This is a genomic window from Mesorhizobium sp. CNPSo 4671 (assembly GCF_057784245.1).
The window spans coordinates 164,573-190,414 of the sequence record NZ_JBWLUW010000007.1 but is presented as its reverse complement, the minus strand read 5'-3'; the positions used below and the strand labels follow the sequence as shown (position 1 = coordinate 190,414).

General features: G+C 62.7%; 24 protein-coding genes. 4 read left to right on the top strand and 20 right to left on the bottom strand.

The window, feature by feature from the left end:
- Nucleotides 1–28: 28 nt before the first annotated feature.
- Nucleotides 29–1,327: an adenylosuccinate synthase gene (locus AC04SF_RS20725; protein WP_096451174.1), complete on the bottom strand. Its 1,299-nt coding sequence runs from the start codon at nt 1,325–1,327 to the stop codon at nt 29–31.
- 213 nt (nt 1,328–1,540) lie between these two features.
- On the opposite strand from AC04SF_RS20725, the gene AC04SF_RS20720 reads away from it, so the two are divergent.
- Nucleotides 1,541–2,473: a DMT family transporter gene (locus tag AC04SF_RS20720; RefSeq protein WP_488479314.1), complete on the top strand. Its 933-nt coding sequence runs from the start codon at nt 1,541–1,543 to the stop codon at nt 2,471–2,473.
- A 32-nt stretch (nt 2,474–2,505) separates the two neighbouring features.
- Here AC04SF_RS20720 and serA read toward each other — a convergent pair whose 3' ends face one another.
- The 5 genes from serA to glmM all read right to left on the bottom strand — a co-directional run bounded on the left by serA (nt 2,506) and on the right by glmM (nt 9,005).
- Nucleotides 2,506–4,107, bottom strand: a complete 1,602-nt coding sequence (gene serA / locus AC04SF_RS20715) for a phosphoglycerate dehydrogenase (protein WP_488479313.1) — start codon at nt 4,105–4,107, stop codon at nt 2,506–2,508.
- Nucleotides 4,108–4,171: 64 nt separating this feature from the next.
- Entirely contained in the window at nt 4,172–5,347 is a 1,176-nt protein-coding gene (locus AC04SF_RS20710) for a phosphoserine transaminase (RefSeq protein ID WP_488479312.1), read from the bottom strand.
- 202 nt (nt 5,348–5,549) lie between these two features.
- Nucleotides 5,550–6,332 (bottom strand): outer membrane protein, encoded by a 783-nt coding sequence (locus AC04SF_RS20705; RefSeq protein ID WP_488479311.1) that lies wholly within the window; start codon nt 6,330–6,332, stop codon nt 5,550–5,552.
- A gap of 239 nt (nt 6,333–6,571) precedes the next feature.
- Nucleotides 6,572–7,405 (bottom strand): outer membrane protein, encoded by an 834-nt coding sequence (locus tag AC04SF_RS20700; RefSeq protein WP_488479310.1) that lies wholly within the window; start codon nt 7,403–7,405, stop codon nt 6,572–6,574.
- A gap of 247 nt (nt 7,406–7,652) precedes the next feature.
- The gene (glmM, locus tag AC04SF_RS20695) at nt 7,653–9,005 is read right to left on the bottom strand and encodes a phosphoglucosamine mutase (protein WP_096451184.1); all 1,353 of its coding nucleotides are present in this window, start codon (nt 9,003–9,005) and stop codon (nt 7,653–7,655) included.
- Nucleotides 9,006–9,374: 369 nt separating this feature from the next.
- On the opposite strand from glmM, the gene AC04SF_RS20690 reads away from it, so the two are divergent.
- Complete coding sequence (locus AC04SF_RS20690; RefSeq protein ID WP_488479309.1) at nt 9,375–10,211, top strand: hypothetical protein; 837 nt, start codon at nt 9,375–9,377, stop codon at nt 10,209–10,211.
- Nucleotides 10,212–10,465: 254 nt separating this feature from the next.
- Nucleotides 10,466–10,924, top strand: coding sequence for a hypothetical protein (locus AC04SF_RS20685; protein WP_488479308.1), 459 nt, complete (start codon nt 10,466–10,468; stop codon nt 10,922–10,924).
- Between the two features lie 349 nt (nt 10,925–11,273).
- On the opposite strand, the gene ftsH is transcribed toward AC04SF_RS20685, so the two are convergent.
- The 12 genes from ftsH to ybgC all read right to left on the bottom strand — a co-directional run bounded on the left by ftsH (nt 11,274) and on the right by ybgC (nt 22,340).
- On the bottom strand, nt 11,274–13,202 hold the full coding sequence (gene ftsH / locus AC04SF_RS20680; RefSeq protein ID WP_095201160.1) for an ATP-dependent zinc metalloprotease FtsH: 1,929 nt from the start codon (nt 13,200–13,202) through the stop codon (nt 11,274–11,276).
- A gap of 122 nt (nt 13,203–13,324) precedes the next feature.
- Complete coding sequence (gene tilS / locus AC04SF_RS20675; protein WP_488479307.1) at nt 13,325–14,698, bottom strand: tRNA lysidine(34) synthetase TilS; 1,374 nt, start codon at nt 14,696–14,698, stop codon at nt 13,325–13,327.
- 58 nt (nt 14,699–14,756) lie between these two features.
- Nucleotides 14,757–15,869, bottom strand: coding sequence for a tol-pal system protein YbgF (ybgF, locus tag AC04SF_RS20670; protein ID WP_488479306.1), 1,113 nt, complete (start codon nt 15,867–15,869; stop codon nt 14,757–14,759).
- A gap of 179 nt (nt 15,870–16,048) precedes the next feature.
- Entirely contained in the window at nt 16,049–16,555 is a 507-nt protein-coding gene (gene pal / locus AC04SF_RS20665) for a peptidoglycan-associated lipoprotein Pal (protein WP_095201157.1), read from the bottom strand.
- A gap of 245 nt (nt 16,556–16,800) precedes the next feature.
- Entirely contained in the window at nt 16,801–17,178 is a 378-nt protein-coding gene (locus AC04SF_RS20660) for a four helix bundle protein (protein ID WP_488479458.1), read from the bottom strand.
- Between the two features lie 56 nt (nt 17,179–17,234).
- A complete protein-coding gene (tolB, locus tag AC04SF_RS20655; RefSeq protein ID WP_488479305.1) occupies nt 17,235–18,545 on the bottom strand; it encodes a Tol-Pal system beta propeller repeat protein TolB in 1,311 nt (436 codons plus the stop codon).
- 40 nt (nt 18,546–18,585) lie between these two features.
- Nucleotides 18,586–19,743 carry a cell envelope integrity protein TolA gene (gene tolA, locus AC04SF_RS20650; RefSeq protein ID WP_096451197.1) on the bottom strand — a complete coding sequence of 386 codons (1,158 nt, stop codon included), beginning with the start codon at nt 19,741–19,743 and terminating at the stop codon, nt 18,586–18,588.
- A 7-nt stretch (nt 19,744–19,750) separates the two neighbouring features.
- Nucleotides 19,751–20,203: a protein TolR gene (gene tolR / locus AC04SF_RS20645; RefSeq protein ID WP_454579258.1), complete on the bottom strand. Its 453-nt coding sequence runs from the start codon at nt 20,201–20,203 to the stop codon at nt 19,751–19,753.
- A gap of 10 nt (nt 20,204–20,213) precedes the next feature.
- Entirely contained in the window at nt 20,214–20,924 is a 711-nt protein-coding gene (gene tolQ / locus AC04SF_RS20640) for a protein TolQ (RefSeq protein WP_475456308.1), read from the bottom strand.
- Nucleotides 20,925–21,181: 257 nt separating this feature from the next.
- On the bottom strand, nt 21,182–21,496 hold the full coding sequence (locus tag AC04SF_RS20635) for a type II toxin-antitoxin system RelE/ParE family toxin (RefSeq protein ID WP_488479304.1): 315 nt from the start codon (nt 21,494–21,496) through the stop codon (nt 21,182–21,184).
- Nucleotides 21,486–21,761 (bottom strand): type II toxin-antitoxin system ParD family antitoxin, encoded by a 276-nt coding sequence (locus AC04SF_RS20630; RefSeq protein WP_488479303.1) that lies wholly within the window; start codon nt 21,759–21,761, stop codon nt 21,486–21,488. Before AC04SF_RS20630 ends, AC04SF_RS20635 begins: the two co-directional genes overlap by 11 nt.
- Nucleotides 21,762–21,857: 96 nt before the next feature.
- A complete protein-coding gene (gene ybgC, locus AC04SF_RS20625; protein ID WP_488479302.1) occupies nt 21,858–22,340 on the bottom strand; it encodes a tol-pal system-associated acyl-CoA thioesterase in 483 nt (160 codons plus the stop codon).
- A 57-nt stretch (nt 22,341–22,397) separates the two neighbouring features.
- Between ybgC and AC04SF_RS20620 the strand changes: the two genes are divergently transcribed.
- Nucleotides 22,398–23,648, top strand: a complete 1,251-nt coding sequence (locus tag AC04SF_RS20620; protein ID WP_488479301.1) for a glycoside hydrolase family 5 protein — start codon at nt 22,398–22,400, stop codon at nt 23,646–23,648.
- 65 nt (nt 23,649–23,713) lie between these two features.
- Here AC04SF_RS20620 and AC04SF_RS20615 read toward each other — a convergent pair whose 3' ends face one another.
- Both AC04SF_RS20615 and ruvB read right to left on the bottom strand, forming a co-directional pair.
- On the bottom strand, nt 23,714–24,610 hold the full coding sequence (locus AC04SF_RS20615; protein WP_488479300.1) for a metallophosphoesterase: 897 nt from the start codon (nt 24,608–24,610) through the stop codon (nt 23,714–23,716).
- 159 nt (nt 24,611–24,769) lie between these two features.
- Nucleotides 24,770–25,801: a Holliday junction branch migration DNA helicase RuvB gene (gene ruvB, locus AC04SF_RS20610; RefSeq protein ID WP_488479299.1), complete on the bottom strand. Its 1,032-nt coding sequence runs from the start codon at nt 25,799–25,801 to the stop codon at nt 24,770–24,772.
- Nucleotides 25,802–25,842: the final 41 nt, after the last annotated feature.

The window sequence follows — 25,842 nt, the reverse complement described above, 5'->3', positions numbered from 1 at the left end:
GCCGCTATGCCCGGAAAGGCTTCAGAAACTAGTCTTGAAACGGATCGGTCACAAGTATCGTGTCGTCCCGTTCCGGGCTGGTGGAGAGGAGGGCGACCGGCGCACCGATCAACTCCTCTATGTATCGGACATATTTGACGGCCTGGGCCGGAAGATCGTTCCAGCTGCGCGCGCCGGCGGTGGTGCCTTTCCACCCTTCCAGCGTCTCGTAGACCGGTTCGACACGGGCCTGTGCGCCCTGGCTGGCCGGCAGATAATCGATCATCTCGCCGTCGAGGCGATAGCCGGTGCAGACCTTGATCTCGTCCAGCCCGTCGAGCACGTCGAGCTTGGTCAGCGCGATGCCCTTGATGCCGTTGACGGCGACGGCCTGGCGCACCAGCACCGCGTCGAACCAGCCGCAGCGGCGCTTGCGCCCGGTAACGACGCCGAATTCATGGCCGCGCGTGCCGAGGAACTCGCCGATCTCGTTTTTCTGCTCGGTCGGGAACGGACCTTCGCCGACGCGCGTCGTGTAGGCCTTGGTGATGCCGAGCACATAGCCGATGGCGCCCGGACCGACGCCGGAGCCGGCGGCGGCCTGTCCGGCCACCGTGTTGGACGAGGTGACGAACGGATAGGTGCCGTGGTCGATATCGAGCAGCGTGCCTTGCGCGCCCTCGAACAGGATGCGCTCACCGGCGCGGCGCTTGTCGTCGAGGATCTTCCAGACACGGTCCATATAGGGCAGGATCTCATCCGCGACCGAGGTCAATTCCGCCATGATCGCGTCATGCGTGACTTCGCCATGGCCAAGCCCGCGGCGCAGCGCATTGTGGTGCGTCAGCAGCCTGTCGACCTTCAGGGGAAGCGTTTCCAAATCCGCCAGATCCATCACCCGCACCGCGCGCCGACCCACCTTGTCCTCATAGGCGGGACCAATGCCCCGGCGGGTCGTGCCGATCTTCGTCCCGGAATTTGAGGCGGCGTCCTCACGGAATCCGTCCAGCTCCCGGTGCAACGACAGGATAAGCGCTGTGTTTTCGGCTATTTTCAGGCGATCCGGCGTCACGTCGACACCCTGCGCCTTGAGCTTCGCCACTTCCGCCACGAAAGCATGCGGATCGAAGACGACGCCATTGCCGATGATGGACAGCTTGCCCTGCCGCACGACGCCGGACGGCAACAGCGACAGCTTGTAGACCTTGCCGTCGACGACCAGCGTGTGGCCGGCATTATGGCCACCCTGGAAACGCACCACGACATCGGCACGCTCCGACAGCCAGTCGACGATCTTGCCCTTGCCTTCGTCGCCCCATTGCGAGCCGACGACCACCACATTGGCCATGTTTCTTTTCCCTTGAGACGCCGCCGAGCGGCTTGGATATGGTTCGAAACGACAGGCCTCTATAGCGTCAAGACCTCGCGAGTGCGACCTTTCTTTGCCGCCGAAAATGCCCTGAGGCACAACAATTTTCGGCTTTGACATCATTTACTTGGACAGGCGGGGGCAATAGGCCGGCAAACACCGCAGCGCATCCGCCGCGGCCGGAATCCCGCGATGCATCGACACGCCTACTTATTCCTGCTGCTCACCACCTTGCTGTGGGGCGGCAATTCGGTGGCCGGCAAGCTCGCGGTCGATCATGTCTCGCCGATGATGCTGGTCTTCCTGCGCTGGATGCTGGCGGTGGCGATCCTGCTGCCGATCGGCTGGCGCACGATCCAGGAGGACTGGCCGGTGGTGCGCAGGCACTGGCTCGTTCTGGCCGCACTCGGCGCCAGTGGCTTCACGCTGTTCAACACCATCTTCTACACGGCGCTCAATTACACGACCGCGATCAACGTCTCGATCGAACAGGCGGCGATGCCGATCCTGATCATCGTTGCCAATTTCATCTTCTTCCGGCTGCGCGTGAACTGGGCGCAGATCGCAGGCGTCGTGCTGACCATTGCCGGCGTCATCCTGACCGCTTGCCACGGCGACCCGCGCCGGCTGCTGACACTGGAACTCAATTTCGGCGACGCCATCATGCTGGTGGCGGTCATCCTTTACAGCGGCTATTCGGTCGGCTTGCGGCTGAAGCCGGCGATGCGCTGGCAGAGCCTGATGCTGGCCATGTCGATCGCCGCGCTCATCACCTCGCTGCCCTTCTTGCTGTGGGAGGTCGCTGCCGGCAAGGTCATCGTGCCCGACGCGCGCGGCTGGACGGTCATCGTCTACACCGCGATCGGCGCGTCGGTCATCTCGCAGATAACTTACATCAGGGGCAACGAACTGATCGGCGCCAACCGCGCCGGCCTGTTCATCAATCTGGTGCCGATCTTCGGCACGCTGCTTTCGGTGCTGATCGTCGGCGAGACGTTCCAGCTCTATCAGGCACTGGCGCTTGTGCTCGTGCTGGGCGGCATCGGTCTCGCCGAATACAGCGGGCGCAAGATGGCGATGACCCCGCCGTCAAGGCGCGCTGAGCAGCAAGAAGGCGCGACATAGGCCGCACCTTCCGATCTTGGCAAAAAGCCGGATCAGATCCCGCCCACGTCGAACTGCAGCCGTTTGGCCGAGTCGATCGACTTGTGCGCCCGTACCTGCTCCAGCACTTTTTCCGGGAATGGCGCGTCGAGATAGAGCAGCGCGATGGCGTCGCCGCCCGGCCGGTTGCGGCCAAGCTGGAAGTTGGCGATGTTGACGCCGTTTTCGCCGCACACCGTGCCGAGCAGGCCGATGATGCCGGGCGCATCGGCATTGGTGGTGTAGAGCATGTGCTGTCCGACCTCGGCGTCGAGGTTGATGCCCTTGATCTGGATGAAGCGCGGCTTGCCGTCCGAGAAGCAGGTGCCGGCGATCGACCGCGTCATGTGCTCGGTCTTGACGGTGAGCTTGATGTAACCGTCGAAGACGCCCGACTTGTCGCGCTTGACCTCGGCGACGATGATGCCGCGCTCTTTCACCATGATCGGCGCTGACACCATATTGACGTCGGCGACCTGCGGCCTGATCAGCCCGGCAAGGGTGGCACTGATCAGCGCGCGCGTGTTCATCGTCGCCGTCGAGCCGTCGAACAGGATCTCGACCTCCTTGATCGGATCCTCGGTGACCTGGCCGACAAAGGCGCCGAGCACTTCGGCGAGCTTGACGAAGGGCTTCAGCCGCGGCGCTTCTTCCGCCGTGATCGACGGCATGTTGATGGCGTTGGAGACCGCACCCTTGATCAGATAGTCGGCCATCTGCTCGGCGACCTGCAGCGCGACATTCTCCTGCGCTTCCGCCGTCGAGGCGCCGAGATGCGGTGTCGCCACCACGTTTTCCATGCCGAACAGCGCGTTCTGTTCGGCCGGTTCGACCTCGAACACGTCGATGCCGGCACCCGCCACCTTCCCGCTCTTCAGCGCCGCGATCAGATCGGCCTCGACGACCAGCCCGCCGCGCGCGCAATTGATGATGCGCACGCCGTTCTTCATCTTGGCGATTGCCGCGGCATCGATGATGTTGCGCGTCTTGTCGGTCAGCGGCGTGTGCAGCGTGATGAAGTCCGCGCGCGCGAACAGCTCGTCGAGCTCGACCTTGTCGACGCCGAGCTCCTCGGCACGCTTGTCCGACAGGAATGGGTCGAAGGCGACGACATGCATCTTCAGGCCGACGCCGCGCGTCGCCACGATCGAACCGATATTGCCGCAGCCGATGACGCCCAGCGTCTTGCCGGTGATCTCGACCCCCATGAAGCGGTTTTTCTCCCACTTGCCGGCATGGGTCGAGGCGTTGGCCTCCGGGATCTGTCGCGCCAGCGCGAAGATCATCGCGACCGCATGTTCGGCCGTCGTGATCGAATTGCCGAAGGGCGTGTTCATCACGATGATACCCTTGCGGCTCGCCGCCGGTATATCGACATTGTCGACGCCGATGCCGGCGCGGCCGATGACCTTGAGGTTCGGGGCGGCGTTGATCAGCTTCTCGGTGACCTTGGTCGCCGAGCGGATGGCGAGGCCGTCATACTGGCCGATCACTTCGAGCAGCTTTTCCTTGTCCTTGCCGAGGTCGGGCAGATAGTCGACCTCGACGCCGCGATCCTTGAATATCTGCACGGCGGTGGGAGAAAGTTTGTCAGAGACGAGAACGCGGGGCGCCATGGCGGCCTCCTTGAAATGGGGATTGATCCGGGAATGGGCGGCCCGCAGGCCGCCACGGAAAGTCTCAGGCCGCCGCCTTCAGCGACGCCTTCTGCGCGGCGAAGGCCCAGTCGAGCCAGGGCAGCAGCGCTTCGAGATCTGACGTCTCGACCGTCGCGCCGCACCAGATGCGCAGACCGGGGGGCGCGTCGCGATAGGAACCGATGTCATAGGCGACGCCTTCCTTGTCGAGCGCCGAGACCAGCCCCTTGGCGAAAGCCGCCTGCCCGTCGGCGTCGAGCGCCGCCACATCGGGATCGGTGAAGGACAAGCAGACGGACGTGTTCGACCGCGTCGCCGGATCGACTGCGAGATGGCCGAGCCATGACGACTTGTCGACAAAACCGTCGAGCACGGCGGCATTGGCATCCGCTCTGGCAATCAACGCATCGAGGCCGCCGGCCGACTTCGCCCATTGGAGCGCGTCGAGATAGTCCTCGACGCACAGCATCGACGGCGTGTTGATGGTCTCGCCCTTGAAGATGCCTTCGATCAGCTTGCCGCCCGAGGTCAGGCGGAAGATTTTCGGCAGCGGCCATGCAGGTTTGTAGCTCTCCAGCCGCGCGACAGCGCGGGGCGACAGGATCAGCATGCCGTGTGCGCCCTCGCCGCCAAGCACCTTCTGCCAGGAGAAGGTGACGACATCGAGCTTTTTGAAATCGAGCCTCTGCGCAAACGCGGCCGAAGTGGCATCGCAGATGGTCAGGCCGCCGCGCGCGGCAGGAATGAAATCGCCGTTCGGCACGCGCACGCCCGATGTAGTGCCGTTCCAGGTGAAGACCACGTCACGGTCGAAGTCGATCTTGGCCAGATCCGGCAGGTCGCCATAGCCGGCCTCGAGCTTACGCACGTCTGGCAGCTTCAACTGCTTGACCACATCGGTGACCCAGCCGGAGCCGAAGCTTTCCCAGGCGACCATGTCGACGCCGCGCTCGCCAAGCAGCGACCACAGCGCCATCTCGACGGCACCTGTGTCCGACGCCGGCACGATGCCGATGCGGTAGTCGGCGGGAACCTGAAGGATTTCGCGCGTCAGCTCGATCGCCTGTTCGAGCTTGGTCTTGCCGATCTTGGCGCGATGGGAACGGCCGAGCGCGGCATTTTCGAGCGCCTCGACCGACCAGCCGGGACGTTTTGCGCAGGGACCTGAGGAGAAATTGGGGTTTGCCGGACGGAGTCCGGGCTTCGTATGCGTCGTCATCGTGGTCTATCCTTCCAGATAGTGGCCCCTCGTTGGGGAGGGGTGGCCCACGGACGGCGATATGCGTTCAGGCGTCGGGCGTCAAGAGGAAAGTTTTTGTCGCTGCCGGGATACCGGCGAATCCGTGATCAGGATCGCGTGATTTCAAACGCAAACGGCGGACCGCAGGGATCCGCCGCCAAAATGCTGATCTATCCCGGGCCTACCAGAGATCGTAGCGTAGCCCGACCTTGACCTGGTGATTGCTGATTCCCTTCTTGAGCGGAAAGGAGGTCAGGCTCTCGGCCGTCACATACTCCGCGCTCGGGGCGGAAAAATACTGATAGCCCAGATCGACGGAAACATTCTTCGTCACCTGGTAGGCAAGGCCCGCATTCAGCGTATAGGCGAGGGAATATTTTGTCGCATTGTCCTGCACGCTGAAACTGTTGGCGGGGACATTATTATCCGTGTAACTCGCCGAAAGCTTGTGCGTGCTGCGGACGACCCCGATGCCGGCGCCGAGATAAGGCGTGATTCCGACATATGTGCCGAGATCGACATAGCCATTGAGTATCCCCGAGAAGGCATAGTTCTTCAGCGATCCCGATCCCTGGGTCGGAAATGTCGGCAGTGCGACGACGGCTGAATCGTCATAGCTGAAGCTGGCGTTGTTACCCGGCAAATAGCCGAAGTTGAGATCGGCGCGGAGGTAATCGTTGAAATGATATCCGAAGCCTACGCTCGCGAAATATGCGTCTTCGCTCTCACCAAAGCTTTCATTGTTGATCGTTGACGGGAAGGTGAAATCCCCATTTTTGAAGCTCTTCTGCACCAGATAGGAGACGTCGCCGCGCAGATACCAGCCGGAGCCGACCTCGACCGGCACATAGTCGGGGGCCTGGTCGGCGTAGATCGGCGGATCGTAGTCGGCGGCGAATGCCGGTGTCAGCGGCAAGAGGCCGAGTCCGGCAAGCGCCAGCACAATACGCGATGTGAGTGTCATGGTCCCGACTCCCGGATTTGGCGACACCTGCAATCAACACGGCAGCCATCGTTTCAGAAAGCATTGTTAACCATAGTGGTTAAGTCACAGTTAAGGCTAACAGAGCGTTAGCGAATTCATTTCAGCTAATGCAGACGCCCTAAATTGACCTTGCTTTCCAAACACTTCATTGGCGACAGCTCGAACGAAAACCGCCCGGTCAAGCCGGGCGGTTCGAGACCATTCGAGGATGGAAAATCTTACTTGGTGTAGATCGGCTCGGGCTCGGGCTGGTAGGCCACGACGGGGGCCGCGCAGCCATTGTTGCCGCCGAACTGATAGCGCAGGCCGCCGCGTACCTCGTGCGTGTTGATGCCACGGTCGAAGCCTGGGCCGGAGCTGGTCACATCCCATTCGAACATGCGGCCGCCCTGGATATGGGAGAAGCGGTAGCCCGCATCGAGGATGATCTTGTCGGTCAAGCAGTATGAGGCACCGGCCATCAGAGCATAGGCGAAGCGCCAGTTGGATGCTCCGGGGTTGGTCTCGGTGGTGTTCGGGTCACTGACAGTATCCCACTTGACGTGCGCGCCACCGATACCGGCGCCGACATAAGGCGTGATGCCGTGCCAGGTACCGATGTCGACATAGGCGTTGGCGAGCAGCAGGAAGGCGCTCATCTTCGACACTTCGGTCGAGGTCGAGACGAGATCCGAGGTACCGCCGTTGAAGTTCGACTTGAACCAGTAGTCGGCGGTCACGTCAGCGCGCAGATGATCGCTGATCTTGTAGCCGACGCCGCCGCCGAGCGAGAAGCCGCCCTTGAGCTTGCCGTAGTCGAAACTCTTGCCGCCGGGCGTGACCGAGCAGTTACAGGGATCGACGGTGTAGGTCATGTAGTCGATGCCGCTCACATAAGACTTGTGATAGTCGAGGTCGCCACGGATATACCAGCCGCCAACGTCGACCGGCTGCTCGTAGACCGGCGGCGGTGCTTCTTCGACCTGCGGCTCAGGCAGGTCGGCTGCGAACACTGGCCAGGCCAGGCCCGCGAACAGCAGCGCGAACAGGGCCTTTCTTGCTGTATTGAACATGCTTGTCACCCCTAGGAACCCTCGGAACGCGATCGCGTCCGAATGAGATTGGCTTTCAAGCTTGGATAATGAATTGGAAAAGTTAAAAGGCGTTTAACCCTGTCGATTAACCACGAATCTCTAAAATTCGAAGGATTCGGGGATGATTTCGACAGTCTGAGGTCAGTTCCCGGCCAACAAAAAAGCCCGCCGGAAGGGCGGGCCTCGATGCAATCAGCGGCGTGGCGTGCCGCGGGCGCGCCGGAGATCAGGCGGCGCTGCGGGTCTCCGAAATGACCTCGACGATGTCGTTGACGACGGCCTCGACCAACTGCGGATCGTCGCCCTCGGCCATGACACGGATCAGCGGCTCGGTGCCGGACGGACGGATGACCAGCCGCCCGGCCTTGCCGAGACGGTGGCGTGCATCCTCGATGGCGGCTTTGACCGGAGCTTCCTCGAGCGGCTTGCCGCCGGCGATACGGACATTCTTCAGGAGTTGCGGCACCGGTTCGAACTTCTTCGACAGTTCGCTGACCGGACGGCCCTGGCGCTTGATGCAGGCCAGCACCTGCAGCGCCGATACGAGGCCATCGCCGGTGGTCGAGAAATCCGATAGCACGATGTGGCCCGACTGCTCACCGCCGACATTGAGCCCGTGCGCACGCATGTGCTCCACGACGTAGCGGTCGCCAACCTTGGTACGGTGCAATTGCAGCTTCATGTCGCCGAGGAAGCGTTCGAGGCCGAGATTGGACATGACCGTCGAAACCACGCCGCCGCCGGCAAGCCGTCCACTCTGGTGCCAGGACTCGGCGATCAGCGCCATGATCTGGTCGCCATCGACGATCGTGCCATTCTCGTCGACGATGACGACACGGTCGGCATCGCCATCGAGCGCGATGCCGATATCGGCGCGCACTTCGTGCACTTTCTTCTGCAGGCCGGCCGGATGGGTCGAGCCGCATTCCTTGTTGATGTTGAAGCCGTTCGGTTCGACATTGATGGCCACGACCTCGGCGCCAAGCTCCCACAGCGCCTCGGGCGCCACCTTGTAGGCGGCGCCATTGGCGCAATCGACAACGATCCTGAGGCCCGAGAGCGACATCGAGCGCGGCAAGGTGCGCTTGGCGAATTCGATATAGCGGTCATGCACGCCGTCGACGCGCTTGGCGCGGCCAAGCCCGTCGGAATCGGCGAGTGCCAGATCTATATCCTTGTCGAGCATGCTCTCGATGCGCTCTTCGATCTCGTCAGAGAGCTTGTAGCCGTCCGGCCCGAACAGCTTGATGCCGTTGTCGTAATAGGGGTTGTGCGAAGCCGAGATCATGACACCGATATCGGCGCGCAGTGAACGCACCAGCATGGCAACGGCCGGGGTCGGGATCGGGCCGAGCAGGAACACGTCCATGCCTGCGGCGCAAAGGCCGGCCACCATCGCATTCTCGATCATGTAGCCGGAAAGCCTGGTGTCCTTGCCGAGAACGACACGATGGCGGTGGCTGCCACGCTGGAACGAAAGGCCGGCGGCCATGCCGACGCGCATGGCGATTTCAGCGGTCATCGGAAACTTGTTGGCGCGCCCGCGAATGCCGTCGGTGCCGAAGTAATTTCCTGCCATGCTAGTTGGAGTCCCTGACGGTTCTTTTGCCGGCATCTCATGCCACAATTGGCCGATGCGCCATGATCACATTGTGTGATTATATGTTACCAATCCTTAGAAAATCATTGTTGTGCGCTGCACACAACAAGGCCGCAACCCAACATGCTGGCACTGTGGCACGGCAATATACCAGTTCTGCGAGCTATTCGGCGCAGCTGCACGCGGAAAATCTTGTTTTCAACCCGGTAAGGGACAATGATTTCATCACCTTATCGGGAGAACCGAGCTTCCGGCGATATATACCTCACTTAGCATCTGGCGCAACCGATCGTTGAGCGTTATTGATTCGCCGGGACGTATAATGGGCTGCTGCAACGGAGAAACGCTATGCTCATCCACCGACTTGCCACTTTGACCGGCCTTGCCGTAGCGACGTTGTTCCTGGCTGCGCCAGCCAACGCGTTGACCATGGCCGAATGCAGCACGAAGTATAACGCCGCCAAGGATGCGGGGACACTTGCCGGACAGACCTGGAACCAGTTCCGCAAGGCACAGTGCGGCACCGACGCCGCGGCCACCACGGACACCAAGCCGGCAACGACCAAGGCTGCCGAAACCAAGCCGGCCAAGGCCGCCAAGCCTGCGGCCGCGGCGGCCGACAGCACGGCCAAGGGCCTGACGGCCAAGGAATGCAGCGCCAAGTACCAGGCGGCAAAGGCCGCCGGCACGTTGAACGGCATGAAGTGGAACGACTTCCGCAAGGCTGAATGCGCCGCCGGCGCATCCGCCGCCGCCGACACCACCAAGCCGGCAACCACCAAGGCCGCCGCGGCTGCCGCCGACGGCAAGGGCCTGACGATGGCCGAGTGCAGCGCCAAGTACCAGGCTGCCAAGACGGCCAACACGCTGAAGGGCCAGAAGTGGAACGACTTCCGCAAGGCCGAATGCGGCGCCGCTGCCTCGGATGACGACAGCGTGCCTGCTCCGAGTGAAGCAAATTACACCAAGGAGCCGGCAAAGCCGACGACGGTTGCGCCCAAGGGCGTCACCTTCCCATCCGCGATCTCGCCGAAATATGCCAGCGAGACCCCCGGAAAGGGCCGCATGCATACCTGTCTCGACCAGTACTATGTCCTCAAGGACGCCAATGCGCTTGGCGGCCTGAAGTGGATCCAGAAGGGCGGCGGCTTCTACAGCCTGTGCAACGCCAAGCTGAAAGGCTGATCGCCTAGTTATTCGAAGAAGGAAGGCCCGCGCATCGTGAGATGCGCGGGCCTTTTTGTTGCGCGTTTGTTGCGCGCGAAGACGCTTGCGGCTCCGCTCGCATCTGCATGTGTCGGGAGCGACCGGCATCATCAACCCGCCCACACTTCCCACCGGCAGGCTTTATGAGTAGCTCGCAAAGATTCCGATTGAACATATACGGAACAAACAGTATACAAAAAGACATCGAACTCACTATCAACCAGGAGGGTCTTATGTCCAGTTTGAAGTTGGCGGTATTGGCTGTGACGGCATTGGTTGCGTGGGGCGTCGCCCCTGCAAGCGCACTGACGATGAAGGAATGCGGCGAGACCTATCGGGCAGCCAAGGAAGGCGGCACTCTGAACGGCATGGACTGGGCCGCTTTCCGCAAGGAGAAATGCGCGACGTCCGCTGCGGAGAGTGTCAGCTCGGACGCCGTCAAAACCGCGCTGCAGCCGAAAAAGGAAAACGGCGCGGCGGTCGCCCCCACTGTAGCGCCGGCGGGCGTGACATTCCCGACTACCCTCGCTGCCGAGTTCAAGACCGAAAAGCCCGCGAAGGCGCGGATGAAGACCTGCCTGCAGGGTTATCACGGCAACAAGGAGGCGGGTACGTTGAACGGCCTTCGCTGGATCCAGAAGGGCGGCGGTTATTACAGCCTGTGCAATGCGCGGCTGAAAGCTGAATCATAAAAGTCGAATACAGCAGATAAACAATTCACCGTTTTTCCTGCAGACGTTGGGCCGTCATCCTCGGCTTGTCGCGAGGATCTGCTGTCGGGCGACATCTGGGCGCCGGTATGAGTTGGCAACCGCCAACTCGGTTGCGTTGGCAGGTCCTCGCGACAAGCCGAGGATGACGCTCCAACGTACGTCCGGTGCGTCTCCTGAGGCAATGTCGCCCAAAAGTGGTTCAGTTTTGGGGACAACGACATGCATAAAAACAAAGACTTGAAGCGCGTCGCCTGAATCCCGTCGGGAATAGCGTCAAACGAAATAGTAGAGCGCTTCTGCGTTCGGTGAAACGGTGAACCGCCCTGGTCTAGCTCGACGGCTGTGGCTCCATGCCGCCTTCGGGCTCTGGGCCCTTCTTGCGGCGGCCGCCGGACTTCGGCACGGCCGAGCCACGGCTGGGCGGCGTGTCGTCGCCAAGGTCGCGCGCCGGCTTCTCGCCGGCGATCAGCTGCTTGATCTCGTCGCCCGACAGCGTCTCGTATTCGAGCAGGCCCTGGGCCAGCGCGATCCATTCCTTCTTCTTCTTGGTCAGGATGGACTTTGCCGTCGAATAGGCCTCGTCGATCAGGCGGCGCACTTCGGCGTCGATGATCTGCGCGGTCTCTTCCGAGATGTTCTGCGTACGCGCCACCGAATGGCCGAGGAACACCTCCTCCTGGTTGTCGCCATAGGCGACGTGGCCGAGCTTGTCGGAGAAGCCCCAGCGCGTGACCATGGCGCGCGCCAGCTTGGTTGCCTGCTCGATATCGGAGGAAGCGCCCGAGGTGATGTTCTCCTTGCCGAACTTGAACTCCTCGGCGACGCGGCCGCCCATCATGATTGCGAGGCGCGAGATCATGTACTTATAGCTCATCGAATAGCGGTCGCCTTCCGGCAACTGCATGACCATGCCGAGCGCCCGGCCACGCGGGATGATGGTGGCCTTGTGCAGCGGATCGGCCGACGGCACGTTGAGCGCCAGTATGGCGTGGCCGGCCTCGTGATAGGCGGTCAGCTCCTTCTCGGCCTGGGTCATGGCCGACGAACGGCGCTCGGCGCCCATCATGATCTTGTCCTTGGCGTCCTCGAACTCGGCCATGGTGACGAGGCGCTTGTTGCGCCGCGCCGCCATCAGCGCGGATTCGTTGACCAGGTTCATCAGGTCGGCGCCGGAGAAGCCCGGCGTGCCACGTGCCACGACCTTGAGGTCGACATTGGGCGCCAGCGGCACGTTGCGCACATGCACCTTGAGGATCTTCTCGCGGCCGACGATGTCGGGGTTCGGCACCACCACCTGGCGGTCGAAACGGCCCGGCCTGAGCAGCGCAGGATCGAGCACGTCGGGGCGGTTGGTGGCTGCGATCAGGATGATGCTTTCGTTGGATTCGAAACCATCCATCTCGACCAGCAGCTGGTTCAGCGTCTGCTCGCGCTCGTCATTGCCGCCGCCGAGGCCGGCGCCGCGATGGCGGCCGACGGCGTCGATTTCGTCGATGAAGATGATGCAGGGGGCATTCTTCTTGGCCTGGTCGAACATGTCACGCACGCGGCTCGCGCCGACGCCGACGAACATCTCGACGAAGTCCGAACCGGAAATGGTGAAGAACGGCACGTTGGCTTCGCCGGCGACCGAGCGGGCGAGCAGCGTCTTGCCGGTGCCGGGAGGGCCGACCAAAAGCACGCCGCGCGGAATCTTGCCGCCGAGGCGCTGGAACTTCTGCGGATCGCGCAGGAATTCGACGATCTCTTCCAAATCTTCCTTGGCCTCGTCGACGCCGGCGACATCCTGGAAGGTGACGCGGCCATGCGCCTCCGTCAGAAGCTTGGCTTTCGACTTGCCAAAACCCATCGCACGCCCGGATCCGGACTGCATCTGGCGCATGAAGAATATCCAGACGCCGAGGATCAGGATCATCGGCAGCCACGAGATCAGGTAGCCGAACAGCGAATTGGAACCGTCGGTCTCAGGCCGCGCATTGATGGTCACGTTCTTGTCCTGCAGCCGCGAGACCAGCTGGGGATCGCCGGGCGAATAGGTCTGGAAGCTGGTGGAATTGTCGGTGTAGGTGCCGGTGATGCGTGCGCCCGCAATGGTCACCGTCTTGACCCGGCCGGCCGCGACATCCTGCAGGAACTGCGAATAAGGCACATCGCTCGAAGCCCCGCGCGTCTGCGGCGTCTGGAACAGATTGAAAAGCGCGATGAGCAGGACCGCTATGATCGCCCAGAGCGCGAGATTGCGATAGTTCGGATTCATCAATTGTCCCGTTGGCGTCCGCACGCGGACAGCATCATGAGAGGAAACTTGGGCCTAACATAGGGAGAGCGTCTCCCCTTGCCAAGCAGAACAGCACGTCTGGGTTAAGCTTTCGACCACCATCAATCGGCACTGTGGCCGCGCAATGGCGGAGCGGGAAGCGGTGACGCTCCGATCAGCCCTGCTGCGGCCCGCGCCGGCGCCAGATCGAAGGACGGCAGGAAGCGGGCAAAAGGCGACACGACCGGCCGTACCGCGAACCCTGGCGACCCCGGTTCGCCCTGCGGCAGACGAGGATTTTCAAGGGCTTGCCGCGATGCCGGTTCCGCAGCCAAAGCGGCGCGCATCAGGCTCGCCGGAGTTTCTCCATCATCGACCGCCAGCCGCTTCGCTGCTGCCGCACCCAACGGAGCGATCAACAATACGCCTGACCTGTCGTTCAATGTGATGTGGCGGCGGCCGTCCCACACGGTGTTGTCGGCGACCGTGGCAGCCTGCGGCAAACCCCGCGCCTCGCGGCGCATGAAGAGGCCGGCACGCCGGAAATCGACCACGGTCCGCGACAATGTGGCGCAAAGAAATCCGGCCTTCAGCCGGCCGAACAATGCCTCGCTACGCGCCTGGTCCGGCAGAAAGGCAACGCCGCCGGCGGTGCCCAGCAGGATACGCAACGCGTAGATGGCCGCCCGATTGTCGTCCACGGTCAGCAGAGCGGGATCGAGGCGGATGAGGCCGATGGCTGGCTGGCTGGCGAAGCGATGGATCAGATCGGCGGCGCCGGCGCCAAGCTGCCTGCGTTCGACGGCGGCCTGCCCGGCGAGCAGCAGCACATCCTCGATACGCCCGACAGTTTCGCCGGCAACAGCGGCGCGCACACGCGGCCGCTCGAAGGCCTCGTCGATATTGGTCGGATCATCGGCCCAGCCGACATGCTCACGCCGCAAGAAATCGCGAAGCGCCGAGCGCCGCGTGCCCAGAAGCGGGCGAACGATCCACTCGCGCCAGTCATAAAGGGTGGCCGGCGCCATGCCGGCAATCCCGCGGCCCGCCATGAAGGCAAACTCTCGGCCCTTATCCCGCGCCTGCCGCATCAGCACCGTCTCGGCCTGGTCGTCGGCGGTGTGGCCGGTCACGATCAGGCCGATGCCTTCCGCGCGCGCCGCCTGTGCCAGCAAATGGTAGCGCGCTTCCCGCGCCGCCGCCGGCAGACCAGTCGATGGTTTGCTTCCGGCCCAGACCAGGGTGCGGTGGGCAATGCCACGCTCCAGGCAAAGCTTCGCTACAGCTTGCGCCTCGGCTGCCGAGCCCTGCCGCAAGCCATGGTCGACCGTCGCTGCCAGCAGCTTCGCGGACGGCGCGGTTCGGTCGAGATGCTGTTTGAGAAGAAGAAGCAGGGCGGTCGAGTCGCTGCCGCCGGACACGGCCGCGACGGCGCCGTGGGTAAAATCGATATGCGAAAAAAGTCCGGTCGAAAGATCAGGCTCGGTGTCGAGCATCAACGCATGTCGACCAAAAGTGGTCCCAGCTTTGGGAATAAGACATGCCTAGGAAAAATCAGCACGCAGCCAGAGCCTTCTCCTGCTTGACGCGTTCCTTGAGTGCATTGGAGATATCGGGGTAGCGCTTGCCGACTTCGCTGAAGGTGGCGCAGGCAACATCGTGCTGCTTGAGACCGACCAGCGACACGCCGAGCTTCAACAGCATGTCGGGCGCCTTCTTGGCCTTCGGGTAATCCTTGCTGGCGGCGAGGAAGACTTCGGCTGCGTCGCGGTATTTCTGCTGGCCAAGCAGCGATTCACCCAGCCAGTAATGCGCGTCCGCCGTCTTGGCATCCTTGGGGAAGCGTGAGATATGATCGCGGAAACCCTGTTCGGCGGTGCTGTAATCGCCCGACAGGATGAACTGATAGGAATTGCGGTAGAGCTCTTCCGGGTCCTTGGTGGAAGGCAGCGCCGCGACGATCGTGCCACTGGACTTGCCGGCCTTGGCCGGTGCCTTGGTGGCCGGGGCAATATCTTGCGTCGGCGCGGTCGACTGGGTGTTGCCGCCGGCATCGATCACATTGCCGTTCTTGTCGACGGTGATGGAACCAAAGGTCTTTTCTGGCGCGCCGGTGCCCGGGATCACCTTGCCTGGATCGCCATCAGGTGATTCGACGATGACGTCCTCGACCGTCTTGCCCCCAGAGGATGCAGCAGCGCCGGCATCGGCGGGCGCGGCACCGGCATCGGCCGGTGCCTGCGTTGCCGGGACCGCGGCCATGTCGGTGTTGGTGTCAGTGGTTGCGTCGGACTTCTTCTTCGGCGCCGCTGGCGCCTGTCCGCCCTGCGAGCCGCCTTCCAGTTGCTGGAAGCGGAACTCGTTGTCTTCCTGCTGCTTGCGGATTTGCTCCTGCATCTGCAGGACCTGGAAATTAAGTTCCTCGATCTTGCCGTTCATCTGGCGCAGTTGGTCTTCCAGGCTTGTGACGGCAGTAGGATCGGACTGCACCATCTGAACCTGATCCGGGTTCTTCTTTTCACCGAAGAGCTTCGGCAATTCGATGCTGGGCAGATGGAAGGAAAACCCGCTGTCGGTTGATTGCCCCGTGCCGCTAGCCCCCAGGGCTGTGACGCCTGAAAGGAGCAGCAGCGCAAGCGTGCCGCCCAGAACCGATCTCAAATGCATGTGCCTCTCGCCGTGTGTCGTTGGTCTGTTTCGCGCCTTCCAACCAGAGTGGGACCAGCCAAGCGCCCTCGGCTCATAGCAGGGCGCGAGACTTCGGCCAAATTTTGTTTCGGACACCCAGATATGAAAAAGGCGGCCCGGAGGCCGCCTTTCGCGAAGCTGTGTTGTATTTTTGCCGATCAGGAACCGGCGCCGCTGAGCGTGGTGACGGCGCGGCGGTTCTGCGACCAGCAGGAGATGTCGTCGCAGACAGCGACCGGACGTTCCTTGCCGTAGGAAATCGTCTTCAGGCGGCTGGAGGCGACGCCCTTGGAGACCAGGAAGTCGCGGGTGGCGGCGGCGCGGCGGGCACCGAGCGCCAGATTGTATTCGCGCGTGCCGCGCTCGTCGGCATGACCTTCGACGACGATGGCGTACTGCTTGTACTGGTTCAGCCACTGCGCCTGGCGTGAAAGCGTCTGCTGTGCGTCAGCCCGGATCGAGGTCGAGTCCGTGTCGAAGAAGATGCGGTCGCCGATGTTGACGGTGAAATCCTGCGCCGAACCGGGCGTTGCGGCACCGGCGCCGTTGAGGCCAAGGTCCGCGGCGTTGTTCGGCGTCTTCTTCGAGGCGCAACCGGTGATGGCGAGCATCGCCACCAGCGCGATCATGGCCGGGTTTCTGGTAAGTGCTGCGATACGGCCCATGCCGCCTCTCCTTCGTATTTCGAGTGATCGTATTCGAGTGATTTCGTTGATCACCCAGTAACCACGTTTGGGTTAACCGGCATTCAAGAAACACGGTTAAAAATTGGTTTAGCTGCCCGCCCGCAACCTCTTGATCCAAGGCCACAGTTGGCGCGGACCCTAGGCGGAAATACGGCCAAAACGCGACGAAGGCATGGAAAGTGAGGAATTGAAGAACTGGGGAATTGAAGAAAAGAAGCGACAAATCACTTCAGCTTCTCCCTCAGATTCACCAGCATCCCATAGATCTGGGCATAGGATTGCAGCCATTCATCCAGTTGCGCCTGCGTGATGTACCCAAGGTCGAATGCGTAAGAAATCCACGTCTCGACCTCGCTGCATGACCCCAGGGCCATCGAGATGAATCGCGCGAATTCGGCCTTGGAGGGGGCCTGCTTGGCAAATCCTTCAGCCAGATTGGCGCAGATTCCCTTGCTGGAACGACGCAACTGATCGGCCAGTGCATATTGCTCAATCCTCGGAAAAGCGAGCGTGGCCTTATGGACGCCAAGAGAAACCACATAAGCCCGCTTGTAGACCTCCAGGTCCCTGGCCCGTTGAATGTAGCTCCCCACCTTCTCCATCACTTCAATTCTTCAATTCCCCAGTTCTTCAATTCCCCAGTGCCTCAATTCCCCTGCTATTCCAACAGCGGCGACCAGGCCGGGTCGGACGCGAAATTCGAGGTCGGGATTGGCTGTTCGTTGCGGCCGGTGAGGTCGACCGAAACCAGCTTCGGGCCGCCATTGGAGTCGCGGAAGAACATCAGCACGCGGCCGTTCGGCGCCCAGGTCGGCCCTTCCTGCTGGAAGCCGGACGACAGGATGCGCTCTCCCGAGCCGTCCGTCTTCATGACGCCGATCTGGAATTCGCCGCCGGTCTGCTTGGTGAAGGCGATGAGATCGCCGCGCGGCGACCACACCGGCGTCGAATAGACGCCATCGCCGAAGGAGATGCGGGTCTGGCCCGAGCCGTCGGCGCCCATCACATAGATCTGCGCGCGGCCGCCGCGGTCAGAGGTGAACACCACCTTGCTGCCGTCAGGCGAATAGGAGGGCGAGGTGTCGATGGCGGTCGAGTTGGTCAGCCGCGTCGTCGAGCGGCTGCGCAGATCCATGGCGAAGATGTTGGAATTGCCGTCGTCGCGCAGCAGGCTCATGATCACCTTCTGGCCGTCGGGCGAGAAGCGCGGCGCGAACGTCATGCCCGGGAAATTGCCGACCAGTTCGCGCTGCCCGGTCTCGATCTGCAGGAGATAGACGCGCGGCTGGCCGCTTTCATACGACATGTAGGTGATTTCCTGCCTGTTCGGCGAGAAACGCGGCGTCAGCACGATCGAGCGGCCATCCGAGAGATAGCGGACATTGGCGCCGTCCTGGTCCATGATAGCCAGGCGCTTCTTGCGCGCATTCTTGGCGCCGGACTCGTCGATGAACACCACGCGCGTATCGAAATAACCCTTCTCGCCGGTCAGCCGCTCATAGATGGCGTCGGCGATGATGTGGGCGACACGACGCTGGTTGGCATCATTGGCGAAGAACTGCTCGCCGGCCATCTGCTGTCCCGCAAAAGTGTCCCAAAGCCGGTACTGCGCGCGGATGCGGCCATCGGCTTCCTTGCTGACACTGCCGGTCACCAGCGCCTGGGCATTGATCACCTTCCAGTCGTCGAAGCGGGGGGCTGCGTCCGGGTTTGAGATCTTCTCGATGAAGGCGCTCTTGTCTATCGGCGCGAATAGGCCGGAACGCTTCAGATCAGCAGTGACGATCTGGGATATCTGGGCGCCAAGCGCGTCGCCACCCTGGAAATCCGTGATGGCGATCGGCAGCGGCTCGACATTGCCCTTGTTGACGTTGAGCTCGACGAGCGCCCATGCCGGCATGGGGATTACGGCCGTCATGCCCAGCGCCATGGCTGCAATCGTCAGGAGCGGCTTGAGGAAAGATCTCATATCTTCTCGCTTCTCTTCTCTGATTGGGTTGACGCCAGGCCTAAAGGCCGAGCATCTCCCTTGGATCGAAAGTGACCCGGATGTCGTTCCAGATATCCTGTTTGCCGGCAGGAACCTGCAGGCCGGCCACGTCGCATTTCTGAACCGCGCGAACCGCGCTTTCATCGAACTGCCGGTTGCCGCTCGACTTTTCGACGGACGGGCGTCCGTCGAGCTTGCCGGAGTTGTCCAGGTTGAAGCGCACGACGACGACGAAATTTTCCGAGCCTTCCAGCCCGACCGGCAAGGTCCAGCAACCGCCCAACTGGCTTTCCAGGGCGCCCTGCTCCGACTTCGACAACTTCTGGCCCTGATCCTTGTCGCCGCCGAGCGAGGCCTGCTGTGTCGAGCGCTTGGCGCCGCCGCCGGATGGCTTCTGCTTGTCGAGGAGAGCGGAGATCTCGGCAGCGTTGAACTGCTTGTCGTCGGATTTCGGTTTCGACGAGGCTTCCTTGACCGGCTTGTCGGCATCCTTGCGTTCCGGCGCCTTGGCGCTTTCAGCCTGGGCCGGCTGCGGCTTCGGCCGTGCCTCAGGTGCCGGCGCCGAACTCGGCAATTGCGTCTCTTCGGTCGGCGGATCCTTGGCTATGGCCTCGGCGACGGCATCCGGCTTGACCTCGGGCGTCGGATCTATTGCCGCGGTCTTGTCCTGCGGCGGCGGGGTCGGCGCCGGCTTGGCCGGCGTCGGCTTGGGCTCGGTCTGCTTGACCGGCTCGGGCTTGACCTCTTCCTTGGGCGTCGGCGCCGGCGCCACTTCCGTCGCCGGAATGGGCTTCGGCTTTTCCTGCGGCTTCGGCACGTCCTCGGTCTTCGGCTTTTCTTTCGGAGTCGGCGCCGGCGGCGGAGCCGAGGTCGTGTCGACCGGCTTCGGTTTGGCCTCCGGCGTTATCGGCTTGTCGGTGTCGACGCTGTTTTCGCCGATCTTCTGCGAAGCCGGCACGATGTCCGGACGCTGCGTCGGCAGCGGCGCCGGCTTTTCATGCATCACGGCCTTCTTGTCGCCCTGCAGCGTCTGCGCAATGGCTTCCATCGGCACGATATCGACCGCGACGGACTCGACATCGGCGGACGGAAGCGCTGCCGGCGCCGACAGCGTGAACAGGCCGAAGGCCAGCACCGCCGTATGTAAGATCACCGATGTGGTGAGGCCGGTCTTCATCTCGCGTCTATTGATCCTGTTCCTGCAGCGAAACCAGGCCGATATTCTTGTAGCCGGCGGCCGAAATGCGGGCCATCACCTTCATTGCCGTGCCATAGTCGGTGGACTTGTCACCACGGATGAAGATGCGCTCCTCGTAGCCGGTCTTCGAGATCGCCTGTAGCTTGGCCACCAGCTCCTCGATCGGGATCTCGGTTTCCTGCAGGAATATCTTGCCCGTGGCATCGATCGAGACGGTGATCGGCTGCGTATCGGCATTCATCGCCTTGGCCTGCGTGTCAGGCAGGTCGATCGGCACGCCGACTGTCAACATCGGTGCCGCAACCATGAAGATGATCAGCAGCACCAGCATCACGTCGACCATCGGCGTGACGTTGATCTCGGACATCAGCCCATGGTGGCGGCCGCGCCGCCTGTGGCCGCGCCCGCCGCGTCCCGCCATGCCTACGGACATACCCATCAGCTACTCCTCAGGCCTTCGGCGCGACTTTTTCATCGATTTGGCGCGAGAGTATGGCGGAGAACTCGTCGGAGAACCCTTCCATGCGCACCGCGATCTTGCTCGCGTCCGATGACAGCTTGTTATAGGCGATGACGGCCGGGATGGCGGCGAGCAGGCCGATGGCCGTCGCCAGCAGCGCTTCGGCGATGCCGGGCGCAACCACCGCGAGGCTGGTGTTCTTGGAGCCGGCAATGGCCTGGAAGGAGGTCATGATGCCAATGACCGTGCCGAACAGGCCGATGAAGGGGGCTGCCGACCCCGTGGTGGCGAGGAAGCCGAGGCGGCCCTCCAGCTTCTCCATCTCGCGGGTCAGCGCAAGGTCCATCGCCTTGTCGATGCGGGTCTGCAGCCCGAGCGGGGTCTTGGCGCCCTTCTCGAAGCTCTTCTTCCACTCGCGCATCGCGGCGACGAAAATGGCGCCCATGCCGCTGGTTTTACGGTCGGCAAGGGTACGGTAGAGCTCTTCCAGCGATTGCCCGGACCAGAAGACTTGCTCGAAGCGGTTCAGCGCCAGCCGCATGCGGCCATAGGCGACCAGCTTGTCGATGATGATCGCCCAGGTCCACACCGAGGCGCAGAGCAGCCCGATCATGACCAGCTTGACCACCCAGCTGGCCTGCATGAACAGCGCCCAAATCGACAATTGCGCGCCCGGGTCGGCGAGTGCGATATTTTCCATCGTTACGTCCTTAAGATTTCCGGGCGAAGCTGGCGGCTGGCCCCTGGCATCCCTTGTGGTCGGTTCGCACGAAGCTACCGGACGCCCCAAACCGTGCCGTTAGCGGCCTTTTCAGGGCAAATATTGGTGAAAGGAAGGCGCTGGATGGCGCCAATCTTCACCAATCTCTTCATGAACCGTTATGGTTAAGGATGGGTTAGTGAATAAGGCGCGGCGCATTGCCGCGCCTGGTGACGAGATCGATGCGCTTCCATTGCTTAGGAGTCCGTCTCATCCACGTGATCCGTGGGGTAGTCCTGCCCGCCATGGAGGACACGCAGGATGAGCACTTGCTCTGCGTCGACCCGGAACAGGATCGACGCGCGCCGTTCAAAGCCGACGACGCGGACTCCGGGGCCGATGGCGTCGCGAACGGAGCCGCGTTCCGGAAACGTCGATAGCGCCATGCACGCCGCCTCGATGCGGTCGATATAGGCGCCGGCACGCGCGGCACCGTTTTCCTGTTCGATGTAATTGTAGATGGCAAAGAGGTCGGAGCGCGCCGAAGGTCTGAAAACGACCTTATGCGTCACGCTTGGCGACCTTCATGCGGTCTGCATGGTGCTCGCGCAACTCCTTGAACACGTCCTCTGCCGGGATATCCGGGCGCGGATCGTCGAGCGCCTCCTGCACCTTGGCTCGCATGACGGCGGCGATGACTTGCTCCTCGCGATCAAGAGCGCGAAGCGCGGCACGCATGACTTCGCTCGCGGAATCGTACGCTCCCGACGCCAGGCGGGCGTCCAGGCTGCTTTGCTGGCGGCCGAGCGTCACACTTATGGGTTTGCTGGTTCTCATGGCGAATGCTTCCTTGTCCTACCCGTTGTAGCACAAGGTATGACACTGTCATACTACTTTCGGACGCTTACAAGCTCGGCTATCGGGCAAATCCGCTCAACCAGCCGAAACACCAGACTTGGGCATGAAGGCCGCGACCCATTCCTTGGGAAAACGCCTCGGCCGGCCGTTCTCGCCGATGATCGCCGCCTCGACCTTGGCTTCGACCAGCACTTCGTCGCCGCGCTTGAGCTGCTGGGCCATGAAGATGCGCGCGCCGGAAATGGTGTCGGTGCGGGTGTCGACGGTCAGGATGTCGTCGATGCGGGCGGGGATGCGGAAGTCGATCTCCATGCGGCGCACCACCCACACGATCTTCTCGCCGTGCTTGCCGTCGGCGAGTTCCGTGTGATGCACGCCGGTGAGCCTGAGATAGTCGGAGCGGCCACGCTCGAGGAATTCCAGATAGCGCGCGTGGTAGACGACGCCGGAGAAGTCGGTGTCGGCATAATAGACCCGCGCCATCAGCCGGTGGCCGAACGCCGTCAGCGCGCCGGAAAGCCCCGCCAGCAGCGTCGCCGATTCACCATGATCGCCCATTGCGCTTCCTTTTTCAGTCTCGACGAGGCACCAGTTCCGCGCGTGACATGGCATCGGATGGCACTGTTGACGGCGATGATCAAGCGTTTGATGGCGGCGCTGCTTGTGCTGATGGTTTTGGCTTGGCCCGGCCAGGCGGCGACTTTTACGATGAAGCGCGGCCTCAATCTCGACCAGTGGGTCACCTGGCCCGGCGAGGACCAATGGGGCGACGCCAAGGCGATCCTGCCCTATCCGGAATGGCGCAAATTCCTCAAAGACGACGACCTTAAGGCGCTGAAGGAGGCTGGCTTCGACTTCCTGCGCATGCCGGTCGATCCCTCACCCTTCCTGTCCGACCAGACAACGGCGTTGCGTGACGACCTCTATGCCGGCGTGCTGGACTCGGTGCGCATGATTAACCGCGCCGGGCTAAAGGTGATCGTCGATATGCACCTGATCCGGGCCGGCGGCAGCCGTAAGATCGGCATGGCTGAGGTGATGGGCGATCCGCAGACCTTCGACCGCTACGTCGACATGGTGCGCAAGATGGGTCGCACTTTGGCCAGCGAAGATCCCAGACAAGTCGCCTTCGAGCTGATGAACGAACCGATCGTCGATTGCGACAGCGACGGCACCAGCCTGTGGCCGGACCGCCAGCGCAAATTGTTCGCCGCGGCGCGATCCTCGGCGACCAAGCTGACGCTGGTGCTGACCGGCGCCTGCTATTCCGCCGCCTCGTCCTTGGAAAAGATCGATCCCAAGGCGACCCCCGATGACAATGTCATCTGGACCTTCCATTCCTACGATCCGTTCCTGCTCACTCATCAGGGCGCGACCTGGGCCGGCGATTTTATTCCCTACGTGACCGGCCTGCCCTATCCGCTGACATCAGTGCCGAAGGCGCAGCTCGACGTGACGCTTGACACCATCCGCGCCCGGATCAAGGCCGAGGCGCCGTGGACACGGCAAAGTGGCCTGCTGGCCTATCTCGACGAACAGGTCGCCAGCATGGACAGCCCCGACAAGCTGCTCGGCCTGATGGATGCGCCGTTCAACAAGGTCGAGGCATGGGCCGAGGCCAACGGCATCAACCCGGAAAACATCACGCTGGGTGAGTTCGGCATGATCCGCCAGGAATACGGCAATGCTTATGTGATGCCGGCCGAGTATCGGGCCGCCTATGTCAAGGACATGATCGCACGCGCCGAAGCGCACGGCTTCTCATGGTCGGTCTGGAGCTATGGCGGTGCCTTCGGCATCGTCGACGCCTTCAATGGCGACAAGGCCGAGCCTGACGTGATGGACGTGATCCGCTCGCTTCACTGAGGCCGGGCATGATCCCGAAAAGTGGATCCCAGTTTTCGGACAAGATCATGCCCAAATGTAAGATTCTAACCGAGGTCGATCTGCAGGATCTCCGGCCGCACGCCGAAACGCACCGGCATGATGCTGAAGCCGAGCCCGCCGGAGACGATCAAATTACGATCGTTCTCGACGACATGGCCGTAGGCGTAGCGATTGCCGAAACGCGACGGAACGACGGGCGAATAGCCGAACAGCCGCACCTGCCCGCCATGGGTGTGACCCGACAGGGTCAGTGAGACCCGCCACGGCACGGTCGGGAAAATGTCCGGCTCGTGGGCAAGCAGGATGATCGGCGCGGTATCGCCAACCTTGGCCAGCGTGCCGTCGAGGTCGTCGAGCCCCTTGCAGTCGTCGCCCTTCCTGGTCGGCAGCAGCGCCAGCTGGTCGGCCAGGCCGGCGATCCAGACGCCATGGCCATCCTTCTCCAGGCGCACGACATCGTTCTCCAGCACCGGGATACCGACCTTCTCGAGGGCCTTGCGCGCAATCGTCGGGCCGGCCCCGGCGCGCTGCGCGAAGCCGTCGCTCCACCAATCGTGATTACCAAGGATCGACAGGACGCCGAGCGGCGCCTTGAGGCCCGACAACGCGGATGCCCATTGCGATGGCGTCACCGGCCCCGTCACCAGAGGCATGCCGGCGATATAGTCACCCAACAGCACGATGACGTCCGGCTGCAACGCGTTCGCGTGTTCGCAGAGCGAGGCAATATGCTCCTGCGACATCCATGGCCGGCAGGCATGGATGTCGGCGAGCGCGACAACCCTCAGCTTCAGGCCATCAGGCCAGTGCGGCGGCTTCAGCGCGTAGCGCTTCACATGCGTCAAAAGCATCGGCTCGATGCCGACCGCATAGGCGCCGAGCGCGGCAGCGGTCAGGAACGACCCGCCGACAAAGCGCAGGAACCCGCGTCTGGTTATCATGGATTGGCTCCCAGCCCTTCGATCGCAGCGGTTCCCCGCACGCGTTCGATAAAATCCAGGATTACGCCGGCAAATCGGCAAAGACGCGCAGATTTTGCGCAGGACGGGTCACATATCCTTGATCACTGGCCTGGGAACCCGCGCCGGATCGCTTGGCGGCTATTCTTCCTGGAACAGGTTGATCTGCTGCTGTGCCAGATCCTTCGGCGCGTCGAGGCCGAGATGGCGCCAGGCATTGGCCGTCAGCATGCGTCCGCGTGGCGTGCGCTGGATGAAACCCTGCTGGATGAGATAGGGTTCGATGATGTCCTCGATGGCGTCGCGCGGCTCGGACAGGCCGGCGGCGATCGTCTCGATGCCGACCGGCCCGCCGCCGAAATTGCGGGCGATCATGGAGAGATAGCGCCGGTCGAGCGCATCGAGGCCGAGCGCGTCGACTTCCAGCCGTGTCAGCGCCTCGTCGGCGATCAGGCGGTCGACATGGCCGTCGCCGGCGACCGAGGCGAAATCGCGCACGCGGCGCAACAGACGGCCCGCGATGCGCGGCGTGCCGCGCGCGCGCCGCGCGATCTCCAGCGCACCGTCGTCGCCGAGCGGCATTTGCAGGATGCGGGCGCCGCGCCGCACGATCTGCTCCAGTTCCTCGACCGTGTAGAAATTGAGCCGCACCGGAATGCCGAACCGGTCGCGCAGCGGATTGGTGAGCAGGCCAAGCCGCGTGGTGGCGGCGACGAGCGTGAAACGGGCAAGGTCGATCTTGACCGAGCGCGCCGCCGGTCCCTCGCCGATGATCAGGTCGAGCTGGAAATCCTCCATCGCCGGATAGAGGATCTCCTCCACCGCCGGGTTCAGCCGGTGGATCTCGTCGATGAACAGCACGTCGCCTTCTTCCAGATTGGTGAGCAGTGCGGCCAGATCGCCGGCCTTGGCGATGACCGGTCCGGACGTCGAGCGGAAATTGACGCCGAGTTCGCGCGCCATGATCTGCGCCAGCGTCGTCTTGCCCAGCCCCGGCGGCCCGACGAACAGCACATGGTCGAGCGCCTCGTTGCGGCCCTTGGCGGCCTCGATGAAGACTTTGAGATTGGCCCGCACCGCCGCCTGGCCGACGAAATCGTCAAGCGTCTGCGGCCGCAAGGTCTGCTCGGCATCCTCGCCGCGTTTTTCCGGAGCAATGAGGCGCTCGTTCACAAATCCATCCTCGTCCTTGCTCGGGGCATTGCCAAGCGCAT